Annotated in this window: 24 protein-coding genes and 1 tRNA gene; 19 read left to right on the top strand and 6 right to left on the bottom strand. The window is 69.2% G+C overall.

What is annotated here, in order from left to right:
* Window positions 1-4: 4 nt before the first annotated feature.
* A complete protein-coding gene (locus DY023_RS13950) occupies window positions 5-649 on the bottom strand; it encodes a pentapeptide repeat-containing protein (RefSeq protein WP_116242941.1) in 645 nt (214 codons plus the stop codon).
* 53 nt (window positions 650-702) lie between these two features.
* Between DY023_RS13950 and DY023_RS13945 the strand changes: the two genes are divergently transcribed.
* The 6 genes from DY023_RS13945 to ndk all read left to right on the top strand — a co-directional run bounded on the left by DY023_RS13945 (window position 703) and on the right by ndk (window position 7,266).
* Window positions 703-852, top strand: coding sequence for a ribbon-helix-helix domain-containing protein (locus DY023_RS13945; protein ID WP_116242940.1), 150 nt, complete (start codon window positions 703-705; stop codon window positions 850-852).
* Window positions 849-1,553 (top strand): VOC family protein, encoded by a 705-nt coding sequence (locus DY023_RS13940; protein WP_116242939.1) that lies wholly within the window; start codon window positions 849-851, stop codon window positions 1,551-1,553. The genes DY023_RS13945 and DY023_RS13940 overlap by 4 nt, the downstream gene beginning before the upstream one ends.
* 224 nt (window positions 1,554-1,777) lie before the next feature.
* Complete coding sequence (gene ileS, locus DY023_RS13935) at window positions 1,778-5,116, top strand: isoleucine--tRNA ligase (RefSeq protein WP_116242938.1); 3,339 nt, start codon at window positions 1,778-1,780, stop codon at window positions 5,114-5,116.
* On the top strand, window positions 5,113-6,465 hold the full coding sequence (locus tag DY023_RS13930) for a bifunctional folylpolyglutamate synthase/dihydrofolate synthase (RefSeq protein WP_116242937.1): 1,353 nt from the start codon (window positions 5,113-5,115) through the stop codon (window positions 6,463-6,465). The genes ileS and DY023_RS13930 overlap by 4 nt, the downstream gene beginning before the upstream one ends.
* Entirely contained in the window at window positions 6,465-6,848 is a 384-nt protein-coding gene (locus DY023_RS13925; RefSeq protein WP_116243105.1) for a DUF4233 domain-containing protein, read from the top strand. The genes DY023_RS13930 and DY023_RS13925 overlap by 1 nt, the downstream gene beginning before the upstream one ends.
* A 1-nt stretch (window position 6,849) precedes the next feature.
* Window positions 6,850-7,266, top strand: coding sequence for a nucleoside-diphosphate kinase (gene ndk / locus DY023_RS13920; RefSeq protein WP_116242936.1), 417 nt, complete (start codon window positions 6,850-6,852; stop codon window positions 7,264-7,266).
* A 61-nt stretch (window positions 7,267-7,327) separates the two neighbouring features.
* Here the strand turns inward: ndk and DY023_RS13915 are convergent, their stop codons facing one another.
* Window positions 7,328-7,942, bottom strand: a complete 615-nt coding sequence (locus DY023_RS13915; RefSeq protein ID WP_116242935.1) for a vitamin K epoxide reductase family protein — start codon at window positions 7,940-7,942, stop codon at window positions 7,328-7,330.
* A 251-nt stretch (window positions 7,943-8,193) separates the two neighbouring features.
* Here DY023_RS13915 and DY023_RS13910 point away from each other — a divergent pair, with 251 nt between their 5' ends.
* Window positions 8,194-10,647, top strand: a complete 2,454-nt coding sequence (locus DY023_RS13910; RefSeq protein WP_116242934.1) for an Rne/Rng family ribonuclease — start codon at window positions 8,194-8,196, stop codon at window positions 10,645-10,647.
* On the opposite strand, the gene DY023_RS13905 is transcribed toward DY023_RS13910, so the two are convergent.
* Window positions 10,612-10,878, bottom strand: a complete 267-nt coding sequence (locus tag DY023_RS13905) for a DUF4031 domain-containing protein (RefSeq protein WP_116242933.1) — start codon at window positions 10,876-10,878, stop codon at window positions 10,612-10,614. The genes DY023_RS13910 and DY023_RS13905 overlap by 36 nt on opposite strands.
* Before the next feature lie 239 nt (window positions 10,879-11,117).
* On the opposite strand from DY023_RS13905, the gene rplU reads away from it, so the two are divergent.
* From rplU to DY023_RS13845, 12 genes are all read left to right on the top strand, one after another.
* Window positions 11,118-11,426, top strand: coding sequence for a 50S ribosomal protein L21 (gene rplU, locus DY023_RS13900; protein ID WP_067200357.1), 309 nt, complete (start codon window positions 11,118-11,120; stop codon window positions 11,424-11,426).
* A gap of 20 nt (window positions 11,427-11,446) precedes the next feature.
* Window positions 11,447-11,704, top strand: a complete 258-nt coding sequence (rpmA, locus tag DY023_RS13895) for a 50S ribosomal protein L27 (RefSeq protein WP_116242932.1) — start codon at window positions 11,447-11,449, stop codon at window positions 11,702-11,704.
* Window positions 11,705-11,774: 70 nt separating this feature from the next.
* Window positions 11,775-13,292, top strand: coding sequence for a GTPase ObgE (gene obgE, locus DY023_RS13890; RefSeq protein ID WP_116242931.1), 1,518 nt, complete (start codon window positions 11,775-11,777; stop codon window positions 13,290-13,292).
* Window positions 13,289-14,068: a glutamate 5-kinase gene (proB, locus tag DY023_RS13885; protein WP_116242930.1), complete on the top strand. Its 780-nt coding sequence runs from the start codon at window positions 13,289-13,291 to the stop codon at window positions 14,066-14,068. The genes obgE and proB overlap by 4 nt, the downstream gene beginning before the upstream one ends.
* Before the next feature lie 51 nt (window positions 14,069-14,119).
* Complete coding sequence (locus tag DY023_RS13880) at window positions 14,120-15,385, top strand: glutamate-5-semialdehyde dehydrogenase (protein WP_116242929.1); 1,266 nt, start codon at window positions 14,120-14,122, stop codon at window positions 15,383-15,385.
* Window positions 15,386-15,446: 61 nt separating this feature from the next.
* Window positions 15,447-15,671, top strand: a complete 225-nt coding sequence (locus tag DY023_RS13875; protein ID WP_116242928.1) for a hypothetical protein — start codon at window positions 15,447-15,449, stop codon at window positions 15,669-15,671.
* A 13-nt stretch (window positions 15,672-15,684) separates the two neighbouring features.
* Window positions 15,685-16,287 carry a nicotinate-nucleotide adenylyltransferase gene (nadD, locus tag DY023_RS13870; protein ID WP_116242927.1) on the top strand — a complete coding sequence of 201 codons (603 nt, stop codon included), beginning with the start codon at window positions 15,685-15,687 and terminating at the stop codon, window positions 16,285-16,287.
* Window positions 16,284-17,432, top strand: a complete 1,149-nt coding sequence (locus DY023_RS13865) for a hypothetical protein (protein WP_116242926.1) — start codon at window positions 16,284-16,286, stop codon at window positions 17,430-17,432. Before nadD ends, DY023_RS13865 begins: the two co-directional genes overlap by 4 nt.
* On the top strand, window positions 17,432-17,809 hold the full coding sequence (rsfS, locus tag DY023_RS13860) for a ribosome silencing factor (protein WP_116242925.1): 378 nt from the start codon (window positions 17,432-17,434) through the stop codon (window positions 17,807-17,809). The genes DY023_RS13865 and rsfS overlap by 1 nt, the downstream gene beginning before the upstream one ends.
* A gap of 2 nt (window positions 17,810-17,811) precedes the next feature.
* Window positions 17,812-18,501 carry an SDR family oxidoreductase gene (locus tag DY023_RS13855; protein ID WP_116242924.1) on the top strand — a complete coding sequence of 230 codons (690 nt, stop codon included), beginning with the start codon at window positions 17,812-17,814 and terminating at the stop codon, window positions 18,499-18,501.
* Between the two features lie 94 nt (window positions 18,502-18,595).
* Window positions 18,596-18,671, top strand: a tRNA-Ala gene (locus DY023_RS13850).
* A 53-nt stretch (window positions 18,672-18,724) separates the two neighbouring features.
* Window positions 18,725-19,372, top strand: a complete 648-nt coding sequence (locus DY023_RS13845) for an ankyrin repeat domain-containing protein (RefSeq protein WP_116242923.1) — start codon at window positions 18,725-18,727, stop codon at window positions 19,370-19,372.
* Window positions 19,373-19,485: 113 nt separating this feature from the next.
* Here the strand turns inward: DY023_RS13845 and DY023_RS13840 are convergent, their stop codons facing one another.
* From DY023_RS13840 to DY023_RS13830, 3 genes are read right to left on the bottom strand one after another with little or no spacing between them, the layout of a single operon-like run.
* Window positions 19,486-19,842: a YciI family protein gene (locus tag DY023_RS13840; protein WP_116242922.1), complete on the bottom strand. Its 357-nt coding sequence runs from the start codon at window positions 19,840-19,842 to the stop codon at window positions 19,486-19,488.
* Complete coding sequence (locus tag DY023_RS13835) at window positions 19,839-21,107, bottom strand: RNA polymerase sigma factor (RefSeq protein WP_245958715.1); 1,269 nt, start codon at window positions 21,105-21,107, stop codon at window positions 19,839-19,841. The genes DY023_RS13840 and DY023_RS13835 overlap by 4 nt, the downstream gene beginning before the upstream one ends.
* A 58-nt stretch (window positions 21,108-21,165) precedes the next feature.
* A complete protein-coding gene (locus tag DY023_RS13830) occupies window positions 21,166-21,354 on the bottom strand; it encodes a hypothetical protein (RefSeq protein WP_116242921.1) in 189 nt (62 codons plus the stop codon).
* Window positions 21,355-21,469: the final 115 nt, after the last annotated feature.

Below are 21,469 nucleotides of genomic sequence, written 5' to 3'. Positions count from 1 at the left end.
CCCGTCAATCCTGTACGTCGATGCCGGCCGCGGCGGCGAAGGCAGTGGCGAGCAGCTCGACCTGACGCGAGCTCAGCGTCGCGCCGCGCAGCGAGAGAACGTCGAGGTAGGCGAGCGCGTCGAGCCCGCGCAGATCGAGGTCCTTCGCGGTGAGGCCGCGGGTGTCGACCTCGTCGGCACGGCTGCCGTCGAAGCGGACCCTGGTGAGCGTCGCCTGCGGAACGTCGAGGGTGTGCAGCATCGTGTCGGCGATCAGGACGTCCTCTGCTCTGGCGGCGCCGAGAGACAGGTAGTCGATCCTCGCGCCGCGGATCTCGAGTTCGCCGATGCGGGCGGTGGAGAGGTCGAGCGTGCCGATCCGTCCGCGCTCGATGGACAGGCGCCGGATCGTCGAATCCCGCAGCGAGACGACAGGGGCCCGCAGATCCTCGATGCGCACGTCGAGCAGCGTCGCCCCGGTGAGGTCGACGCGATCGGCGGAGCCGGTGAGCACGCACTGCTCGAGACTGCTGTGCGCGAGGTCGATCTCGCCTGCGCACTCCACGGATGCCTCGAGGAGATCGGCACGGCGCTGCGCGCGGGCCGGAGTCAGGTGGTCGGGAAGATCGGGAGCGGACACGCGGGGAGGCACAGGGCGGATGACAGGCACGTCGTGAGACTACGGGATGGTGCCGACACCACTTGCCCGGCTATATTGCTAGCATGCAAGCAAAGGAAGCGAAGGTGCAGTTCAACGTGTACCTTCCGCCCGATCTCGTGCGGGCGGTGAAGCACCGGGCCATCGACGACGGCCTGAGCCTGTCCGCTCTGGTCGAGGCGGCGCTGCGCGCCCATGTGGAGGAGAAGGCATGACCACCGTCCAGCAGATCGTCTACACGGATGCTCCGGAGCGCTGGCACGCGCTCGCCGCAGCGCTCGGCTTCGTCCCGCCCTATCCGCCGACGCCCGAGTGGGCGGAGTTCGACGGCGACGGCGTGCTCGCCGTGCATCATGCGACTGATGAGTACCCCTCGGGCGGCGTCGACCTGAACCTGCTGGTCGCCGACCTCGACGCCGCGGAGCGCGCGCTGGAAGGGCGCGATGTCACGCGCGGAGACATGGACGGGGTGGGGGAGATGCTCACGGTGCGGGCGGCATCGGGGCTCTCGATCGCGGTGTTCGCCGGAGCGCGGGAAGCCGGCGCCGGTGATGTCGCCGTGCAGCCGATCTGGTTCCAGGACGACGTCGACGAGGCGCGCGCGATCCTCGAGGCGCTCGGCCTGCAGGCGGTGATCCTGTCGGATGGCGGCGGCTGGGCGGAGATGCGGGCTCCGGGCGGGGGCTCGGTCGGGGTGCACTCGGCCTCCGGGCGCGCGGAGGGCGAGGGGCAGGGCTTCGGTCTGTCCTTCGAGGCGCGCGGCGACCTCGACGCGCTCGCCGCGAGGCTGAGGCACGCCGGATTCGCCGCATCCGTCATCGACGAGTCCTACGGCCGCACGATCAGGATCGCCGATCCGGATGTCTGGATCAACGGCACCCAGACCGATCTGTACGGGTATCACCGCGCCCCCTGAACTCGCGTAGAATGGCTCGATCAGCTGTGATCCGGCCATCACCGGGGAGCTCTCGGAAGAACCGTCGCAAGACTCATTAGAACCGAGCGGGGCAGGCCCGTCATCGCCGCAGTGAAAGAGGCTCGCCGTGAGGCGAGTAAGTGAGGTGGTACCGCGGCCCGTCAGGTCACAATCCGGACAGGTCGTCCTCGCAGCAGCATCCGACACGATCACTGCGAGACGACATGACCTACCCGCGCACCTCCTCCTTCGGCCCCGCCGCCGACCTCTCCCCGAGCCCGCGCTTCCCCGAGATCGAGCGCGAGGTGCTCGAGTTCTGGAAGGCCGACGACACCTTCCGCGCCTCCATCGCCCAGCGCGACGGCGCAGAGGAGTGGGTGTTCTACGACGGCCCGCCGTTCGCCAACGGCCTGCCCCACTACGGCCACCTGCTGACGGGGTACGCCAAGGACCTGTTCCCGCGCTTCCAGACCATGCTCGGCAAGAAGGTGGACCGGGTGTTCGGCTGGGACACGCACGGTCTGCCCGCCGAACTCGAGGCGATGAAGCAGCTCGGCCTGACCGAGAAGAGCGAGATCGAGGACATGGGGATCGGCGTCTTCAACGCGAAGGCGAAGGCATCGGTGCTCAAGTACACCCGCGACTGGGAGGAGTACGTCACCCGTCAGGCGCGCTGGGTGGACTTCGAGCGCGGGTACAAGACGCTCGACCTCGGCTACATGGAGAGCGTGCTGTGGGCGTTCAAGCAGCTCCACGACAAGGGCCTCGCCTATGAGGGCTACCGCGTGCTGCCGTACTGCTGGCGCGACGAGACGCCGCTGTCCAACCACGAGCTGCGCATGGACGACGACGTCTACAAGGAGCGTCAGGACCCGTCCGTCACCGTCACCTTCCCGCTGACCGGCGTGAAGGCCGAGTCGCTGGGTCTGACCGCCGTCCGCGCCCTCGCCTGGACCACCACGCCGTGGACGCTGCCCACCAACCTCGCCCTCGTCGTGGGACCCGAGATCGAGTACGTCGTGCTTCCCGCAGGCCCCGCGGGCGCCGCCGACGTGCACAACGGGGACGACCCCGTCGAGGCCTCCGCGCACCGGTACCTGCTCGCCCGTGACCTACTCGGCGGATACGCCAAGGACCTCGGCTACGAGTCGGCCGACGACGCGCTCGCCGCGGTCGACCAGACCGTCCGCGGCGCCGACCTCGAGGACGTGCACTACGACCGCCTGTTCGACTACTACGCAGACGCCGAGACGTGGGGCACCCAGAACGCGTGGCGCATCCTCGTCGACGACTACGTCACCACCACCGACGGCACCGGCATCGTGCACCAGGCGCCCGCCTACGGTGAGGACGACCAGCGCGTCACCGGCGCCGCCGGCATCCCGACGATCCTCTCGCTCGACGACGGCGGCAGGTTCCTGCCGCAGGTGACGGATGTCGCCGGCGAGCTGTGGATGGACGCGAACACCCCGCTGATCCGTCTGCTCCGCGCGCAGGGCCGGATGCTGCGCGAGCAGAGCTACGTGCACTCGTACCCGCACTGCTGGCGCTGCCGGAACCCCCTGATCTACAAGGCCGTGTCGAGCTGGTTCATCCGCGTCACCGACCTCAAGGAGAAGATGCTCGCGAACAACGAGCAGATCACCTGGGTGCCCGAGAACGTCAAGCACGGTCAGTTCGGCAAGTGGCTCGAGGGCGCCCGCGACTGGTCGATCAGCCGCAACCGGTACTGGGGCTCGCCGATCCCGATCTGGAAGAGCGACGACCCGGAGTACCCGCGCGTCGACTCGTACGGCTCGCTCGAGGAGCTGGAGCGCGACTTCGGCACGCTGCCGCGCAACGAGAGCGGTGAGATCGACCTGCACCGCCCGTACATCGACGACCTCACCCGTCCGAACCCGGACGACCCGACCGGCAAGAGCACGATGCGCCGCATCGAGGACGTGTTCGACGTGTGGTTCGACTCCGGCTCGATGCCCTACGCGCAGGTGCACTACCCGTTCGAGAACCAGGAGTGGTTCGACACGCACGCCCCCGCCGACTTCATCGTGGAGTACATCGGGCAGACGCGCGGCTGGTTCTACGTGATGCACGTGCTCTCCACCGCGCTGTTCGACCGCCCGGCGTTCACCGGGGTGAGCTGCCACGGCATCGTGCTGGGCTCCGACGGCTACAAGATGTCGAAGTCGCTGCGCAACTACCCGGACGTGTCCGAGGTGTTCGACCGCGACGGCTCCGACGCGATGCGCTGGTTCCTGATGTCGAGCTCCGTGCTGCGCGGCGGCAACCTCTCGGTCACCGAGGAGGGCATCCGTGCGGGCGTGCGGGAGTTCATCCTGCCGCTGTGGAACTCGTGGTACTTCTTCGCCACCTATGCGAACGCGGCCGACGGGTACGAGGCGACGTGGCGCACGGACTCCACCGATGTGCTGGACCGCTACATCCTCGCCCGCACCGGCGATCTCATCCGCGACGTGAAGCAGGATCTTGAGGGCCTGGACTCCACCACGGCGTCTGCGCGTCTGCGCGACTTCGCCGAGGTGCTGACGAACTGGTACATCCGCCGTTCGCGTGACCGGTTCTGGGAGGGCACGGCGACCGAGGCGTTCGACACGCTCTACACGGTGCTCGAGACGCTCTGCCGCGTCGCCGCTCCGCTCGTGCCGCTGATCAGCGAACGCGTGTGGCAGGGTCTCACCGGCGGACGCAGCGTGCACCTGACCGACTGGCCGGATGCGGAGGCGTTCCCGCACGCCGATGACGTGCGCGACGCGATGGACGCCGTCCGCGAGCTGTCCAGCGTGGGCAACGCGCTGCGCAAGAAGGAGAAGCTGCGCGTGCGCCTTCCGCTCGCGCGGTTCACGGTCGTCACCCCGGATGCCGCGGCGCTCGCGCCCTTCGAGGACATCCTGCGCGAGGAGCTCAACGTGAAGAGCGTCGAGCTCGTCGCGCAGGGCGAGGGCACGGCCGCCGAGTACGGCATCAGTCACCGCCTCAGCGTGAACGCCCGTGCCGCCGGCCCGCGCCTGGGCAAGGAGGTGCAGCGCGTGATCCGGGCCGCGAAGGACGGCTTCTGGACCGAGGACGGCGGCGTCGTGACCGCCGACGGCATCGTGCTCGAGCCGCACGAGTACGAACTTGCCCTGGAGACCACCGGTCGTCCCGAGGGTGAGGCGCTGGCGGTCGTCCCGACCGGCGGCTTCGTGCTGCTGGACACCACGACCACGCCCGAGCTCGAGGCCGAGGGCCTGGCCCGCGACGTGATCCGCGCCGTGCAGGACACCCGCAAGAAGGCGGGTTTCGACGTGAGCGACCGGATCAGCCTGGTGCTGGACTTCGCCGAGGCGGCCGAGGCCGAGGCCGTGGCATCCGCCTTCGAGACCGCGGACGTCGCGGGGGAGACCCTCGCCCTCGCCTACGAGGTGCGCGCAGGCAGCGCCGTCTACACGGACTTCGGAATCCTCCCCGGCGAGTCCGAGTTCGACACCACCGTGCCCAAGGGCACGTATGCGAACACCGCCGACTTCACCGTCGCGGTCACCCGGATCGGAGCAGGGGCATGAGCGATCGGCAGCGGGCCGACAGGGTCTACGAGCAGCTGCTCGAGCGCGCCGGTGAGCGCTGGGTGCAGCCCCGCAAGGAGCGCGTGGCGCGCATCCTGACGCTGCTGGACGACCCTCAGCGCAACTATCGCGTGGTGCACATCACCGGCACGAACGGCAAGACCTCGACGGCGCGGATGATCGAGGGTCTGCTGCGCGCCCACGGGTTGCGCACCGGACTGTTCACCAGCCCGCACCTGGAGCGCTTCACCGAGCGGATCATGATCGACGGCGAGCCGATCGCGGATGCCGCGATCGCCGACGCCTGGGAGGAGATCGAGCCGTTCATCGGCATGGTCGACGCCGAGCTCGAAGCCGCGGACGACGCGCCGCTGACGTTCTTCGAGCTGCTCACCGTGCTCGCTTTCGTCGCGGCGTCGGATGCTCCGGTCGACGTGCTCGTGCTCGAGGTGGGCATGGGCGGCGAGTGGGACTCCACCAACAACGCCGACGGCGATGTCGCGGTGTTCAGCCCCATCGACATCGACCACGCCGACCGGCTGGGCGACACGATCGCGGCGATCACCGAGGTCAAGGCGGGCATCATCAAGGACGGTGCCTCCGTGGTGTCGGCCGAGCAGCCCGCCGAGGCCGAGGCCGTGCTGCGCCGCGTGGCGGCCGACCGGGGCGCGCGCATCTCGTTCGCGGGATCGGATTTCGGTCTCGCCGAGCAGAAGCTCGCGGTGGGCGGGCAGTTGATCACGGTGCGGGGCCTCGCCGGTCAGTACGCCGACGAGTACCTGCCGCTGTACGGCGCGCACCAGGGACACAACGCCGCCCTCGCGATCGCCGCCGTCGAGTCGCTGATCGGCGACGCCACGCAGCGCATCGCCGGCGACATCCTCTCGGACGCCCTGCAGAACGTGACCTCGCCCGGCCGCCTGCAGCTGCTCGGCATCGCACCGACCGTCGTCGTCGACGCCGCGCACAACCCGCACGGCGCCCGCTCGCTGGCGCAGGCGCTGTCGGACAGCTTCGACTTCGACGAGTGGGGTCTGGTGCTGGGCGTGCTCGGCGACAAGGATGCCGCGGGCATCGTCGACGTGCTGCTTCCCGCCGTGTCCGAGGTGTTCGCGACCGCACCCGACTCGGAGCGGGCGAACGACGCCGACGCCATCGCCGATCTGGTGGAGGAACGCGGACGTCGCGCCAGCGTGCATCCGACCCTGGCCGAGGCCGCGGATGCTGCACGGGAGTGGGCCGCGTCGTCCGACCGTCGCGCCGTCGTGATCGCCGGGTCCGTGGTTCTGGCCGGAGAGGCGATCGCACTCTCCGAGGCGGAGGACTGGAAGTCGGGGTGGACCGCGTGATGGCACGAGCTCCGCGCACGCTCGTCCAGAAGCTCGCGCCGATCGTGCTCGGCTTCGAGGCGATCGTCGTGTTCCTCGCGGGACTGACCATCTTCGGCCTGAACGCCCTTCCGCCGGGCGTTCCCGCATGGTGGGGGATCGTCTTCGGTGCCGTGATGGCTGTGCTGATGATCGCCCTCGCCGGCATGATCACGCGCCCATGGGCGATCGCCGCCGGCTGGGTGCTGCAGGGCGTCGTCGCGCTGTCGGCGATCCTCGTTCCGGCCATCCTGTTCGTCGTGCTGATTTTCGGCGGGATGTGGGCGTATGCGACGATCGTGGGGGCCCGCATCGACAACCGCGCAGCGCGGGCCGAAGCCGAAACTCCGACAGAGAGCGAATGACATGGCTACCGAAGAAACCCTCGTCCTGGTCAAGCCCGACGGCGTCGCCCGCGGCCTGACCGGCGCGATCCTCGCCCGCATCGAGGCGAAGGGCTACGCGCTCGTCGACCTCCGTCTGGTCGAGCCCGACCGTGACGTGCTGGCCGCGCACTATGCCGAGCACGAGGGCAAGCCGTTCTACGAGCCGCTGATCGAGTTCATGATGTCCGGTCCGTCGGTGGCGATCCGCCTCGCCGGCAACCGCGTCATCGAGGGTTTCCGGTCGCTCGCGGGAACCACCGACCCGACCACCGCGGCCCCGGGCACCATCCGTGGTGACTTCGGTCGCGACTGGGGACTGAAGGTGCAGCAGAATCTGGTGCACGGCTCGGACAGCCCCGAGTCGGCTGCGCGCGAGCTGGGCATCTGGTTCGGCTGATCTCGTGATGAAAGAGGGCGCCTCCTGCCGGAGGCGCCCTCTTTCATGCTCTCCGCGATCTTCAGCCGAACAGGATGCCGCTCATCTCGCCGAGGAAGTCGAGACCCGCCAGCTGGGCCATCGCGATCACGATCGCGTAGGCGACGATCGTCGCGAGCGGCACCCAGACCATGAGACGGCCCGCGCGCTCCTGGGCGCCGGCGGATCGCGTCAGGGTGCCGTTGCGGAGCAGATGCACCAGCGTCGCGAGGAAGGTCGGGATGACCACCGACCAGGTCACCATGCACCACGGGCACAGCGTGTGCAGGTTGTAGATGCTCTGGTACATCAGCCAGCAGATGAAGACGAAGGCCCCGGCGATGCCGAGCCCGAACAGGCCCCACCACCAGCGCGGGAAGCGGATGCCGGCGACGACTGCGACACCCATCACGAGCACGGCCATCCAGCCGGTGAGGCCGATGATCGGATTGGGGAACCCGAACACGGAACCCTGCCAGGAGTCGAGGTTCTTGCCGCACTGCAGCATGATGCTCACATCGCAGCTGAGATCGGCCTCCGGGTTCTCCGCCAGAACGATCTTCTCGACCGTGAGCTGGAACGCCGCCCACCACCCCACGACGCTCGCGATGATCAGCCAGATGCCGTAGCCCGTGTATCGGGTGCGCTGCTCGGTCATGTCGCGATTATCTCAGCGGTCGCTATGGCCGCGGCGTGAATCGTCGATGACGCGCGAATCGTCCGATGCCGCGGCCGGCGCGCCGAAGTGCGATAATGACATGCAGATGCGACACACTCGCATCGAAGAGACTTCGGGGCACAGCCCCAACGCGGTCCGCGCACACGCCGACCGTCTGTGAGTTCGCGGCAGCCAGTGCCGCACGAGTTTTCGCGGAGCACGCAGTGCTCTGCGCAGGGAGTACGCCAGAGATGGCCGATGAGAACGATGACAACCAGACCCCTATCCTCGACGCACGGCCGGAGCAGCCGGTAGCGGCCGACTCCGCGATCGAGGCGGATGCTGCGGGGCAGGAGACCCTGCCCGCGGCCGAGGAGAGCGCGCCCGCTGACGGGCCGGCGCCTGCGACCGAGCAGACACAGGATGCCGCAGAGCCGGCGCCTGCGGCCGAGCAGACCGCCTCCGAGGAGCAGACCGGGAAGCCGGCGTCCGCGGACGAGGCATCCGAGGCTCCGGCGTCCGAGGCTCCGGCGTCCGAGACGGCGGCACCTGAGAAGGCCGAGTCCGAGAAGGCCGAGCCCGAGAAGGCCTCCGAGCCTGAGAAGACCGAGCCGCAGCCCGTCACGGCCGTGAGCCTGGGGCTGCTGCCCGAGGTCTTCGTGTCGAAGGTGTCGACGCAGCTGCACTTCTACGCGCCCGAGATCGTCCCGCTGCCGGCACGTCGCGACGACGAGCAGGACACCGAGTCCGGCGGTCGTCGTGGCCGTCGCCGCCGCGGAGAGGGTGACGACGAGCGCTCCGAGCCGCGTCAGCGTCAGCGCGTCGTCGAGTACATCACCGAGCCGAAGGCGATCAAGGGTTCCACCCGGCTCGAGGCCAAGAAGCAACGGCGCCGCGACGGCCGTGACGCCGGTCGCCGTCGCCCTGTCGTGACCGAGGCGGAGTTCCTCGCCCGCCGAGAGGCCGTCGACCGGATGATGGTCGTGCGCGCCAAGAACGGCCGTACCCAGATCGGCGTGCTCGAGGACAACGTGCTCGTCGAGCACTACGTCGCCCGCAACCAGGACGCGTCGCTGATCGGCAACGTGTACCTCGGCCGCGTGCAGAACGTGCTGCCGAGCATGGAGGCGGCGTTCGTCGACATCGGCCGCGGCCGCAACGCCGTGCTGTACTCCGGCGAGGTGGACTGGGACGGCGTAGAGACCGGCAACCAGCCGCGCCGCATCGAGCTCGCACTCAAGCCCGGCGACCGCGTCCTGGTGCAGGTCACCAAGGACCCGGTGGGACACAAGGGCGCCCGCCTGACCAGCCAGATCTCGCTGCCCGGCCGCTACCTGGTGTACGTGCCCGGCGGCTCGATGAACGGCATCTCCCGCAAGCTGCCCGACAACGAGCGGGCGCGACTGAAGCGCATCCTCAAGGAGGTGCTGCCGGAGTCCTCGGGCGTGATCGTCCGCACCGCGGCCGAGGGCGCCACCGAGGAGCAGCTCACCCGCGATGTGCAGCGCCTGACCTCGCAGTGGGAGCACATCCAGAAGCTGGTCGAGTCGCAGTCGGCCCCGTCGCTGCTGCACGCAGAGCCCGACCTGCTGGTCAAGATCGTCCGTGACGTCTTCAACGAGGACTTCACCAAGATGCTCATCCAGGGCGAGGACGCGCAGCGCACGATCCGGGCGTATCTCGAGAGCGTCGCACCCGACCTGCTCGAGCGCGTCGAGGCCTACGAGGACGAGATCGACCCGTTCGATGCGTTCCGCATCACCGAGCAGATCGAGAAGGCCCTCGACCGCAAGGTCTGGCTGCCCTCGGGTGGCTCGCTGGTGATCGATCGCACCGAGGCGATGACCGTCGTCGACGTCAACACGGGCAAGTTCGTCGGCTCGGGCGGCAACCTCGAGGAGACGGTCACCAAGAACAACCTCGAGGCGGCTGAGGAGATCGTCCGCCAGCTGCGGCTGCGCGACATCGGCGGCATCATCGTCGTCGACTTCATCGACATGGTGCTCGAGTCCAACCGTGACCTCGTGCTGCGCCGTCTGGTGGAGTGCCTGAGCCGCGATCGCACGAAGCACCAGGTCGCCGAGGTCACCTCGCTCGGTCTCGTGCAGATGACCCGCAAGAAGCTCGGGCTCGGCCTGCTGGAGACCTTCAGCGAGGCCTGCGAGGTCTGCGCCGGCCGTGGCGTCATCGTGCACCACGATCCGGTCGTCAAGCACCGCTCGGCCGGCAGCGCCTCCGGTGGCGGCGGCCAGGGCCGTCGCTCCCGCGGTGGCAACGGCGGCGGCAGCAACAACAACGGTGGTGGCGGCAACGGCGGCCAGTCCTCCCAGCCTCCTGCTGCTGTCAGCGGCGGCACGCACAGCATCACCGAGGGCGCGAAGTCCGCCCTTGCGGCCATCGCCGCCTCGACGATCGCGCCGAACGCCGAAGGTGTGCACGTCGAACCCGCACGCGAACAGGCCGCCGAGCCGGCACCGGAGCGCAAGAAGCGCAAGAAGCGCTCCTCCGAGCGCAAGGGCCCGAAGTCCGAAGCCGAGCAGCTGCTGGACTCTGTGCTCGATGCGCTGCCGGAGCCGAAGGCACCAGGGCAGGGCCGCAATCGCCGTCGCGTGACGACCGCCGCGCTCTCCGGCACGCCGGTGGTGCGCCCCGAGCCCGTCGCCGATACGTCAGCGCCGGTCGCGGGCGGGGACGCGCAGTCCTGACGCGATAAGCCTCCTGACGAGCTCCTTGCCGCCGACGTGTTCCGCGCCGGCGGCGAGGAGTTTCGGCACGAGTTCCTCGGGGACGTCGTAGTGATCGCGGTCGAACGCGCGTGCAGGAACGCCGTTGGCGAGCGCGAACGCGTGCAGCTCGTCCAGGCTGCTGTCGCTGACCAGGTGCGCCCACAGTCGTCCGTGCGCAGGCCAGCGGGGGTCGTCGACGAGTACAGCCATGTCGCGATCCTAGGACCGGATGGCCGGCGCGGGCTCGGCGGAGACACACCCGCCGGCTCGCTTTGCGACAGGGTGCGGCATCCGGTAAAGTAGTCCCTTGGTGCGCGATCCCTGTCTGCGCCCCGCATGACAGGGGCAAGTCCTGCATCCGCATCCGTCGCAGCGCGACGATCGCAGGCAACAGTCTTCCCGTGAGAGATTCCGGAGCCCGTTGGGCTCCCTGACGAAACAGGTACGAAGTGGTTTACGCAGTTGTGCGCGCCGGTGGGCGGCAGGAGAAGGTCGAGGTCGGCACGATCGTTCAGCTCGACCGTGTTCAGGCTGCCCAGGGCGAGAAGATCGAGCTGCCGGCTGTGCTGCTCGTCGACGGCGCAACGGTGACCACCGACGCCGACAAGCTGGCGAAGGTCAAGGTGACCGCTGAGGTCATCGGCAACCTGCGCGGCCCGAAGATCGTCATCCAGAAGTACAAGAACAAGACCGGTTACAAGAAGCGCCAGGGCCACCGTCAGGAGCTCACGCGCGTCAAGATCACCGGCATCAAGTAAGCACCAAGAGGAGCTGACAAATGGCACACAAAAAGGGTGCGAGCTCGACCCGCAACGGTCGTGACTCCAATGCACAGCGCCTCGGCGTGAAGCGCTTCGGCGGCCAGGCCGTCAACGCCGGCGAGATCATCGTCCGCCAGCGCGGCACGCACTTCCACCCCGGCGTCAACGTCGGCCGTGGTGGGGACGACACTCTGTTCGCCCTCGCCGCCGGTTCGGTGGAGTTCGGTGCGAAGGGCGGCCGCAAGGTCGTCAACATCGTCGCCGCTGCCGAGTAATCGCAGCAGGCATTCCGGACGGGGCGGGCTTCGGCTCGCCCCGTCCGCGTATTCAGGCAGAGGAGTCCCCATGGTCACGTTCGTCGACACCGTGACGCTGCACGTCAAGGGCGGCAAGGGCGGCAACGGCTGCGTGTCGGTGCGCCGCGAGAAGTTCAAGCCGCTCGCCGGCCCCGACGGCGCGAACGGCGGTGACGGGGGCGACGTCGTCCTGGTCGCCGACCCGCAGACGACCACGCTGCTCTCGTACCACCACGCCCCGCACCGCAACGCCGGCAACGGCGGTTTCGGCATGGGCGACATGCGCTCGGGCGCAGCGGGGGAGCACCTCGAGCTGCCGGTGCCCGTCGGAACGGTCGTGAAGAGCGTGTCCGGCGAGGTTCTGCACGACATGATCGTGCCGGGCGAGCGCTACGTCGTCGCCGAGGGCGGCCGCGGCGGCCTGGGCAATGCGGCGCTCTCCTCGCCGAAGCGAAAGGCCCCGGGCTTCGCCCTGCTGGGCACTCCCGGATACGAGGGCGAGGTCGTCCTCGAGCTGAAGACCGTCGCCGACGTGGCGCTGGTGGGCTACCCGTCCGCCGGCAAGTCCAGCCTCATCGCCGCCATCTCGGCCGCCCGGCCCAAGATCGCCGACTACCCGTTCACCACGCTGCACCCGAACCTCGGCGTCGTGCAGGCCGGCGAGAGCCGCTTCACCGTCGCCGACGTGCCCGGTCTCATCGAGGGTGCCAGTGAGGGCAAGGGGCTCGGACTGGAGTTCCTGCGACACGTCGAGCGCTGCTCGGCGCTGCTGCATGTTCTCGACTGCGCGACCCTCGAGCCGGGCCGTGACCCGCTCAGCGACCTCGACGTGATCCTCGCCGAGCTCGCAGCCTACGAGGTGCCGGAGGGGCAGATCCCGCTGCTGGAGCGTCCGCAGCTCGTCGCCCTGAACAAGGTCGACGTGCCAGAGGCGCGCGATCTGGCAGAGCTGGTGCGTCCTGACCTCGAGGCGCGGGGCTTCCGCGTTTTCGAGATCTCCACCGTCTCGCACGAGGGCCTGCGGCCGCTCACGTTCGCTCTCGCCGACATCGTCGAGAAGCACCGCGCGGAGGTGGCCGTCGAGGTCCCCGCCGAGCGCATCGTCATCCGTCCGAAGGGGTCCGAGGCCGCGTTCAAGGTACGCGTCGAGGGCGGCACCTACGGCAATCTGTACCGCATCGTCGGAGAGAAGCCGTGGCGCTGGGTGCAGCAGACCGACTTCCAGAACGAGGAGGCGGTCGGGTACCTGGCTGACCGTCTTGAGCGTCTCGGCGTCGAGGACGCGCTGCTGAAGGCCGGCGCGACCGCCGGCGCGACGGTCGTCATCGGAGAGGGCGACGGCGTCGTGTTCGACTGGGAGCCGTCGATCGCCTCCGCCGCCGAGCTGATCACCACGCCGCGTGGCCTGGACGCGCGCCTGGATCCGAACACCCGCCGCACGACGAGCGAGCGCCGCGAGCGCTATCACGAGCGGATGGATGCGAAGGCCGCCGCCCGCGCCGAGCTCGAGGCCGAGCGGATCGCCCTGAAGGAAAACGCCGCGCACTCCGGCAGCGAAGACGAATGACGGTCCGTACGCGCGACGGGCTGGCCACGGCCGAGCGCATCGTCGTGAAGGTCGGCTCGTCATCGATCAGCGGTGAGGCGTCCTGGCGTATCCCGATGCTCGTGGACGCCCTCGCAGCGGCGCATGGTCGCGGCGCCGAGATCGTGCTGGTCTCCTCGGGGGCGATCGCGAGCGGCATCCCGTTCCTCTCCCTCGATGCGCGTCCCACCGACCTCGCCACTCAGCAGGCCGCCGCGGCCGTCGGCCAGAACATCCTGGTGTACCGCTACCAGGAGGCGCTGAGGCCGTTCGGCATCGTGGCAGGGCAGGTGCTCCTCACCACCGGCGACCTCGACACTCCGACCTCGCGCAGCAACGCCCGTCGCGCCGTGGAGCGGATGCTGGGTCTGCGAGTGCTGCCGATCGTCAACGAGAACGACACCGTGGCGACCCAGGAGATCCGGTTCGGCGACAACGACCGACTGGCGGCGCTGGTCGCCCAGCTCGTGCAGGCGGATGCGCTGGTCCTGCTCAGCGACATCGAGTCGCTGTACACGAAGCCGCCCACGGACCCCTCCGCCGAGCCGATCGACGTCATCGCGGCGGGGGCGGATCTGACCGGTCTCGAGTTCGGTGCGACCGTCGTGAACAGCGTGGGTACCGGGGGAGCGGCCACCAAGGTCTCCGCGGCACGCCTCGCCGCGGCATCCGGGATCGGCGTGCTCGTGACGAGCGCGGACCTCGTGGCGCAGGCGCTTCAGGGCGACCCGATCGGCACCTGGTTCGAGCCGGCGTAGCCCGGCGTCACACCGGCCTTCGCCGCATCCGCCTGGTCCTAGACTGAGCGGATGAGTGCCGACACCCTCACCGACACCGCTCAGGATCGCCTGGCGCGCGCCAAGGAGGCCGCCCGAGAGGTCGCCCGGCTGACCAGCGCCGACAAGGCGCGCGTCCTGCACGCGATCGCCGACGCGATCGAGGCGCAGGCGCCGCGGATCCTCGCGGCGAACGGCGATGACATCTCACGCGGCACGGATGCCGGCATCGGCGACGCTCTCATCGACCGGCTGCGTCTGGACGAGAAGCGCGTCGCATCCCTGGCATCCGCCGTCCGGGATGTCGCGACCCTGCCGGACCCGATCGGCCAGGTGGTCGGCGGCCACCGGATGCCGAACGGCGTCGCCCTCGAGCAGGTGCGGGTGCCCTTCGGCGTGGTCGGCGCGATCTACGAGGCCCGGCCGAACGTCACGGTCGACATCGCAGCGCTCGCACTGCGCGCTGGCAACGCCGTCGTGCTCCGCGGCGGCAGCGCGGCGCGCAGCTCGAACACGGTTCTCGTACAGGTCATGCGCGACGCCCTCGAGGCCTCGGGTGTGACGCCGGAGGCGATCCAGACCGTCGACGACTTCGGCCGCGACGGCGCGAAGGCGCTCATGCACGGCCGCGGCTTCATCGACGTGCTGGTGCCGCGCGGCTCCGCCGCGCTCATCCAGACGGTGGTCACCGAATCGACCGTGCCCGTGATCGAGACTGGCGCCGGCGTGGTGCACATCGTGCTGGACAGCACGGCTCCCGAGGACTGGGCGCGCGACATCGTGGTCAACGCGAAGGTGCAGCGTCCCAGCGTGTGCAACGCCGTCGAGACGGTCCTGGTGCTGAAGGATGCCGCGGAGCGGCTCGTCCCCGTGGTCACGGGCGCCCTGCAGGCGCAGGGAGTGACGGTGCACGGCGATGTCGCGGTCGCGGCACTGGCCGCTGACGTCGTGCCGGCCACCGAGGAGGACTGGGCCACGGAGTACCTCAGCCTGGACGTGTCGATGCGCGTGGTCGACGATCTCGACGGCGCGCTCGAGCACATCCGGCGCTACAGCACCGGGCATACCGAGTCGATCATCACCACCGATGCCCGCAACGCGGAGCGCTTCCTCGCCGAGGTGGACTCGGCCGTGGTCATGGCCAACGCCTCCACGCGGTTCACCGACGGTGCGGAGTTCGGGTTCGGCGCCGAGGTCGGCATCTCCACGCAGAAGCTGCACACCAGGGGGCCGATGGGGCTCGCCGAACTGACCAGCACGAAATGGCTCGCCCGCGGGGCGGGTCAGATCCGCGCCTGAGCACTAGACTGGGGTGGTCTTTCTCCCCGAGGTGGGGAACCCGGTCAGAAACGGAGTCACGATGAATCTCGTCGCACAGGTCGCGATGGCAGCAGCAGAGGCGGAGCACAGCGGGAACATCGCTGCCGAGACCGTCATCTACGGCATCATCGCCGCGGTGGTGTTCGCCGCTCTCGGCTTGGTGACCCTCTCGTACAAGAACGTCGCGAACCGGCACTCGGCCAAGGCCGAGGCCTACGCGCAGCGCCACGGCAAGGACGGTCACAAGGCAGGGCACGGCCACTGAGGCCACCTTCCGCATGGAGACATCCACACGGCGCGCCTCGCGCATCGGAGTGATGGGCGGAACGTTCGATCCGATCCATCACGGCCACCTGGTCGCGGCCAGCGAAGTCGCGCACTCGTTCGATCTGGACGAGGTGGTCTTCGTGCCGACCGGGCAGCCGTGGCAGAAGAAGGATGTCTCGCCCAGCGAGCACCGGTACCTGATGACCGTCATCGCGACGGCCTCCAACCCTGATTTCACCGTCAGCAGGGTCGACATCGACCGCGACGGACCGACGTACACCATCGATACTCTGAAGGATCTCCAGCGCGAAAGACCTGATGCCGAGCTTTTTTTCATCACTGGTGCAGATGCCGTAGCGCAAATTCTCAGTTGGAGAGACCATGATGAGTTGTGGGACTTGGCCCACTTCGTCGCCGTCTCGCGCCCAGGACACGTTCTGAGCACGGACGGACTCCCGAGTGACGACGTGAGCCAGCTCGAGGTTCCGGCGCTGTCGATCTCGTCGACGGACTGCCGGGAACGGGTGCGCTCCGGCGAACCCGTCTGGTACCTCGTTCCCGACGGAGTCGTCCAATACATCGCGAAGCATCATCTGTATCGGAGCAGGGCATGAGTACATCGGATCAGAACGGAGGGGCACCGCTGACGCGCAAGCAGATGCGGGAGCTCCGGCTGACCGGCTCGACGCCGGTCATCGAAGAGGCGTCTGTCGCGCCCGCGGCGCCTGTCACGACCGTCCTGCCGCGCGCGGCCGAGCCGGTGCCGCTGCCGCCGGCACCCGTGCCGGATGCCGCCGTCGACCTCGCCGCAGCGCCGCTGACCCGGCGGCAGATGCGCGATCAGGAGCGCATCCGAACAGCATCGGTGCCGGTCATCGCATCGGTCCAGCCGGTCGCCGCGCAGGTGCCGGCCACCATCGCCGCCGGCGGCGCGCCGGTCGCACCCGCTCCGATCGCTCCCGTGCCGGTCGCGCCGATCCGCGAGCCGATGCCGGAGCTGGTCTCGGACGTTCCGCTGTTCCCGGTGGCCGAGACCTCCGCGGCATCCGCTCGCACCGCCTATGCGGGGGACAGGGATGCCCTCGCCGCGATGTTCGACGCGCCCGCCGCTGCGGCTCCGGTCGCTCCCGCCCCGGTCGAGCCTGCCCCGGTCGAGGAGTATGCTCCCGCCCCGGTCGAGGTGTACGTGGAGCAGGCCGCGCCCGTGCAGACCCCCGTGGCCGAGCAGGCTCCCGCCCCGCAGGCGGCGCCCGCAGAGAACGTGCGCCCGCAGGTGAACCCCGACTTCGGTCGCGCCGTGGCGGAGCAGGCGTCCGACATCCCGGCGTTCTCCGGCACGTTCGACGACATCGTCGGTGATTCCGCCGGTTCGCAGCACTCTGCACCGAGCGCCCTCATCTACACCCAGCCGACCGAGGCGTCGCTGTCGGGGCCGGTGGCCTCGACGGGCGAGGTGCTCGTGACGGGCACCTACGACCTTCCCCGCGGCCTCGGCTCGCAGGGCCACGCCGGCACCGCGGACGGCAAGGAGGTCGACGTCGTGCTGATCGACGGCGAACTGCCGCCGACGTCGTCGCCGACTCCGATCGCCGCGAGTGCCGCGGTGAGCACGTCCAAGCCTGCCGGCGAGGTCATCCGACCCCCGGCACCCGAGAAGGGCAACCGCCTCATGATGACTCTGGCGATCGTCGCCGGTGGTCTCGCGCTCCTGCTGGGAGCCGCGCTGGTCATCGCCTTCAGCACGAACGTGTTCGGCTGATGCAGGCGTTCGAGAACTCGGTGCAGATGCTGCAGGTCGCAGCCGAGGCCGCGGTCGACAAGGGCGGTGAGGACCTCGTCGCCCTCGACGTCTCCCAGCCGCTGCCGCTGGTCGACATCTTCCTGCTCGTCACCGGTAACAGCGAGCGCAACGTCGCCGCGATCGCGGACGAGGTCGAGGATCGCCTGCTCGAGGCCGGTCATCGACGCGTGCGCCGTGAGGGCCGTGCCGAGGCGCGCTGGGTGCTGCTGGACTTCGGCGATCTGATCGTGCACGTGTTCCACTCCGAGGAGCGCACCTACTACGGCCTGGAGCGGCTCTGGAAGGACTGCCCGATCGTTCCGATCGAGGTCGCGGAGACGGCCGAGCGCAGCTGAGGATGGCCGTCCACCTCATCACCGGCGCCGGATCCGGCATCGGTGCGGCGCTCGCGCGACGACTGCAGAACCGCGGTGACGAACTGGTCCTGCTGGCACGGGATGCCGGCCGGGCGCGCCAGATCGCGCACGACTTTCCGGACGCCTCGATGCTCGTCGGAGACCTCGCGCAGCCGGGCAGGCTGTCGTGGGCGCTGTCCAAACAGCACCTCCCCGAGCGGATCGATTCGGTCGTGCATGCGGCGGGCGTCGTCGATCTCGGTTCCGTCGGCGATCTGCCTGTGGCGCTCTGGGAGCAGCAGCTCGCCGTGAACCTCACGGGCCCCGCTGAGCTCACCCGGCTGCTTCTGCCGGTGCTGCGCGTCTCGCGCGGACAGGTCGTGTTCGTGAACTCGGGCGCAGGCCTGCACGCGCACGCCGGCTGGGCGGCCTATGCCGCCTCGAAGCACGGGCTGAAGGCGCTGGCTGACGCACTCAGAGCCGAGGAGCGCGAGAACGGTGTGCGGGTCACGTCGGTGTACCCGGGACGCACGGCGACGCCGATGCAGGAGAGGGTGCACCAGCAGGAGGGGCAGGACTACCGCCCTGAGCGGTTCATGGACCCAGAGTCCGTCGTCACCAGCATCCTCACCGCTCTCGACCTTCCGCGCGACGCGGAGATCACCGATCTCACGGTGCGTCCCGGCGCCTGAGCGCGAAACACCCGGGATGCGGGCACGATTCGCGATCGTCCGGATCGGTGTTGTAAGCTGAATGAGTTGTCGCGGAGAGATCCGAGACGAAGATGGGCCTGTGGCGCAGCTGGTAGCGCACCTGCATGGCATGCAGGGGGTCAGGGGTTCGAGTCCCCTCAGGTCCACCAAGAAAGCCCCCGGAATCCGGGGGCTTTTTCCGTTGGTTGCGAGGGAGGAGCCGATGCTGAACGCTGAGTGGCCCGGCATTCTCGACCCCGAGGTGCTGAACCCGACCCACCTCGATGATGGCGAGCGACTCGCGGATGCGGCGAAGGCAGGGGACTGGGCCGCGGTGCTCGGGCTCTTGGACGCAGGCCGCCCGACGGTGAATCAGTGGCGGATCGGCGGTCAGTCCTGGTTCACGCCGCTGCATCAGGCCGCATTTCTCGGTGCACCGGTCGATGTCGTCGAGGAGCTCGTGCGGCGCGGGGCGTGGCGATCGCTCCCGACCGCCGACGGTGATCGCCCGATCGACCTCGCCGAGAGGAACGGGCATCATCACCTACGGGAAGCCCTTGCCACGCACACACCCAGCGATCAGGAGAGGCGACGATTCGCCGCGTGGGATCGGCACCTGGCCGCGCTGATCGCCGAGCGCACCGAGAGGCTCGATCCGGTCGGATTCCGGGCGGTGCCGACGGAGGTCATCGCCCTCGAGACGTTCGAGACCCTGTGGTTCGGCTATCCCGGCATGTACGGCGGCTTCGGCATGTCGATTCATCGGGGCCGTCTCTTCGTGGAGAGCTGGTCACGCGTCGTCGGGGGTTCCGGACAGGCCCACGTCATCACCGAGAGCGGATGCGTGCTGGTCGAGGAGGGCTTCGTGTGACCTGCACGCCGAACGCTCCCGCCGGAAGAATCGGAACAAGGTCGCACTCAACTCGGTGGCACGGGCCGAACCGCGACTGACCTGCGGGCGTCGCGGTCGCACAGCCTCGCCTGTCAGTCCTGGTCCCACGGCAGCTTCACCAGCGGCAGGATGTAGATCCGTCCGCTGAGGGCGATCGGATGCTTCGCCATGAACTCCGCGGCCTCCTCGATCGATTCGGCGGTGATCAGGTCGTAGCCGGCGAACCACTCCTTGAACTCCGGGAACGGCCCGTCGGTGATGAGGGTCCGGCCGCCGCGGACGGCGACGGACTTCGCCGACTCGGGGCCGGCGACCGGGGCGCCCATCTCGAGGCGGCCGGCGGCGTTGCCCTCGGCGGCCCAGTTCTCGAGGATCGTCTGATCCTCGGACTGCGGCAGGTCGGCGCCGGTCGGGTCGGACATGTGGATGACGAGGTACTTGCTGCTCATGAGCGTGCTCCATTCGGTGCGGCGAGTTGATTGCGTCTGCGGCTGAGGTGTGCCGTCTCGGCGGTGTTCCCTGCGAGGTCGATCGCGCGGTCGTAGGCGATCCGCGCATCGGCGGATCGGCCGGTCGCGCGGAGCAGTTCCGCACGGGTGGCGTGGAAGGCGTGGAAGCCATCGAGGCTGTCCGCGAGTCGATCGACGATCGCGAGCGCGACATCCGGTGAATCGTGCTCTGAGACGGCGATCGCCTTGTTGAGCGTGACGATCGGGCTCGGGTCGATCTCTTCGAGCCGGGTGTAGAGAGTCACGATGCGTGCCCAGTCCGTGTCTCGCGCGTGCGGGGCCGAGACGTGTTCGGCGTTGATCGAGGCGAGCAGCCGGTAGCGGCCGGGCGGAGCATCCGTCGTGTCGGATGTCTCCAACAGTTGCAGGCCTTCGGCGATGAGCGCCCGGTCCCAGGCGCCGCGATCCTGCTCATCCAGCCGCACCAGCTCCCCGTCGGTGGAGAGGCGCGTCCGAGCGCGGGCCTCGGTGAGCAGCATCAGGGCGAGCAGGCCGGTCACCTCGGCGTCGTCGGGCAGGAGCTCACGCGTGAGGCGGGTGAGACGTATCGCCTCCGCGGTCAGGTCGCGCCGAATCGGGGGAGCGTCGGGGGCGGAGGCGAGGTATCCCTCGTTGAACACGAGATACAGCACCGTGAGGACGCCGTCGACACGGGCGGGGAGATCGTCCGGCTCGGGGTTGGAGAACGGGATGCCGGCGGTCTTGATCTTCGCCTTCGCCCGGCTGATCCGCTGACCCATCGTCGTGTCCTGCACGAGGAATGCGTGTGCGATCTCGGCCACGGTGAGCCCGCCGAGCATCCTCAGGGTCAGCGCGACCCGGGCCTCCAGCGGGAGCGCCGGGTGGCAGCAGATGAACAGGAGCCGCAGCCGGTCGTCCTCGACCGCCCCGGTGGGCTCAGCCGGTTCCGGATCGTGCAGCATGAGAGCCTCCCGGTGCTTGTCCTCCCGCCGCGCCTCGCGGCGCAGACGGTCGATCGCCTTGCGGTTCGCGGTGGTCGTCAGCCAGCCGGGCGGATTCGGTGGCACGCCGTGCGCCGGCCAGTGCTCGACGGCGGTTGCGAACGCGTCCGCCGCCATCTCCTCAGCCAGATCGAGGTCGCCGAGCCGCCGTGTCAGGCCGGCGACGATCCGCGCCCACTCCTCACGATGCGTTCGCGTGATCACAGCTGCCACATCCGTGATGCCGTCCTGGTGTGAGGTCACGATCATCCTTCGAGTCGGGGGTGTGTGATGCGTCGTCTCATCTGTTCTATGAGCAGGGTCAGCGTGCTTCGACAGTCTTCCGGAAGAAGTGGCGGCTCCGCGGGTGCGCCGCCGCTTTCGCCGACGGCTGCTCGCGCTCGTCGGGCGCGACGCGTTCGGCGATCACGCGACGAAGCTCAGCCCTGGCCAGGCGCTGCTCGGTCTCGGCGGTGTGGATGAGGAGCAGACCCATCGGATCGATGTACATGTGAGAAGCCCTTCCGGTCGGGCCGGATCCGTTGTGGCCCGGCTATCAAGACCACGAACGGCGACCCGGCGTTTCGACACCCGGTGCGATGGTGTTCGCGAAGACGCCGGGGAGT

It is taken from the genome of Microbacterium bovistercoris, from assembly GCF_003387575.1.
Lineage (GTDB): Bacteria > Actinomycetota > Actinomycetes > Actinomycetales > Microbacteriaceae > Microbacterium > Microbacterium bovistercoris.
Note: the sequence above shows the minus strand (reverse complement) of the source record. Positions and strands in the feature narration are given on the sequence as shown.

What these genes read in the sequence shown, in the direction of transcription:
- DY023_RS13945 (WP_116242940.1), top strand. Translation starts at nt 703, where the DNA reads ATGCAAGCAAAGGAAGCGAAGGTGCAGTTCAACGTGTACCTTCCGCCC.
- DY023_RS13940 (WP_116242939.1), top strand. Translation starts at nt 849, where the DNA reads ATGACCACCGTCCAGCAGATCGTCTACACGGATGCTCCGGAGCGCTGG.
- ileS (WP_116242938.1), top strand. Translation starts at nt 1,778, where the DNA reads ATGACCTACCCGCGCACCTCCTCCTTCGGCCCCGCCGCCGACCTCTCC.
- DY023_RS13930 (WP_116242937.1), top strand. Translation starts at nt 5,113, where the DNA reads ATGAGCGATCGGCAGCGGGCCGACAGGGTCTACGAGCAGCTGCTCGAG.
- DY023_RS13925 (WP_116243105.1), top strand. Translation starts at nt 6,465, where the DNA reads ATGGCACGAGCTCCGCGCACGCTCGTCCAGAAGCTCGCGCCGATCGTG.
- ndk (WP_116242936.1), top strand. Translation starts at nt 6,850, where the DNA reads ATGGCTACCGAAGAAACCCTCGTCCTGGTCAAGCCCGACGGCGTCGCC.
- DY023_RS13915 (WP_116242935.1), bottom strand. Translation starts at nt 7,942, where the DNA reads ATGACCGAGCAGCGCACCCGATACACGGGCTACGGCATCTGGCTGATC.
- DY023_RS13910 (WP_116242934.1), top strand. Translation starts at nt 8,194, where the DNA reads ATGGCCGATGAGAACGATGACAACCAGACCCCTATCCTCGACGCACGG.
- DY023_RS13905 (WP_116242933.1), bottom strand. Translation starts at nt 10,878, where the DNA reads ATGGCTGTACTCGTCGACGACCCCCGCTGGCCTGCGCACGGACGACTG.
- rpmA (WP_116242932.1), top strand. Translation starts at nt 11,447, where the DNA reads ATGGCACACAAAAAGGGTGCGAGCTCGACCCGCAACGGTCGTGACTCC.
- obgE (WP_116242931.1), top strand. Translation starts at nt 11,775, where the DNA reads ATGGTCACGTTCGTCGACACCGTGACGCTGCACGTCAAGGGCGGCAAG.
- proB (WP_116242930.1), top strand. Translation starts at nt 13,289, where the DNA reads ATGACGGTCCGTACGCGCGACGGGCTGGCCACGGCCGAGCGCATCGTC.
- DY023_RS13880 (WP_116242929.1), top strand. Translation starts at nt 14,120, where the DNA reads ATGAGTGCCGACACCCTCACCGACACCGCTCAGGATCGCCTGGCGCGC.
- DY023_RS13875 (WP_116242928.1), top strand. Translation starts at nt 15,447, where the DNA reads ATGAATCTCGTCGCACAGGTCGCGATGGCAGCAGCAGAGGCGGAGCAC.
- nadD (WP_116242927.1), top strand. Translation starts at nt 15,685, where the DNA reads ATGGAGACATCCACACGGCGCGCCTCGCGCATCGGAGTGATGGGCGGA.
- DY023_RS13865 (WP_116242926.1), top strand. Translation starts at nt 16,284, where the DNA reads ATGAGTACATCGGATCAGAACGGAGGGGCACCGCTGACGCGCAAGCAG.
- rsfS (WP_116242925.1), top strand. Translation starts at nt 17,432, where the DNA reads ATGCAGGCGTTCGAGAACTCGGTGCAGATGCTGCAGGTCGCAGCCGAG.
- DY023_RS13855 (WP_116242924.1), top strand. Translation starts at nt 17,812, where the DNA reads ATGGCCGTCCACCTCATCACCGGCGCCGGATCCGGCATCGGTGCGGCG.
- DY023_RS13845 (WP_116242923.1), top strand. Translation starts at nt 18,725, where the DNA reads ATGCTGAACGCTGAGTGGCCCGGCATTCTCGACCCCGAGGTGCTGAAC.
- DY023_RS13840 (WP_116242922.1), bottom strand. Translation starts at nt 19,842, where the DNA reads ATGAGCAGCAAGTACCTCGTCATCCACATGTCCGACCCGACCGGCGCC.
- DY023_RS13830 (WP_116242921.1), bottom strand. Translation starts at nt 21,354, where the DNA reads ATGTACATCGATCCGATGGGTCTGCTCCTCATCCACACCGCCGAGACC.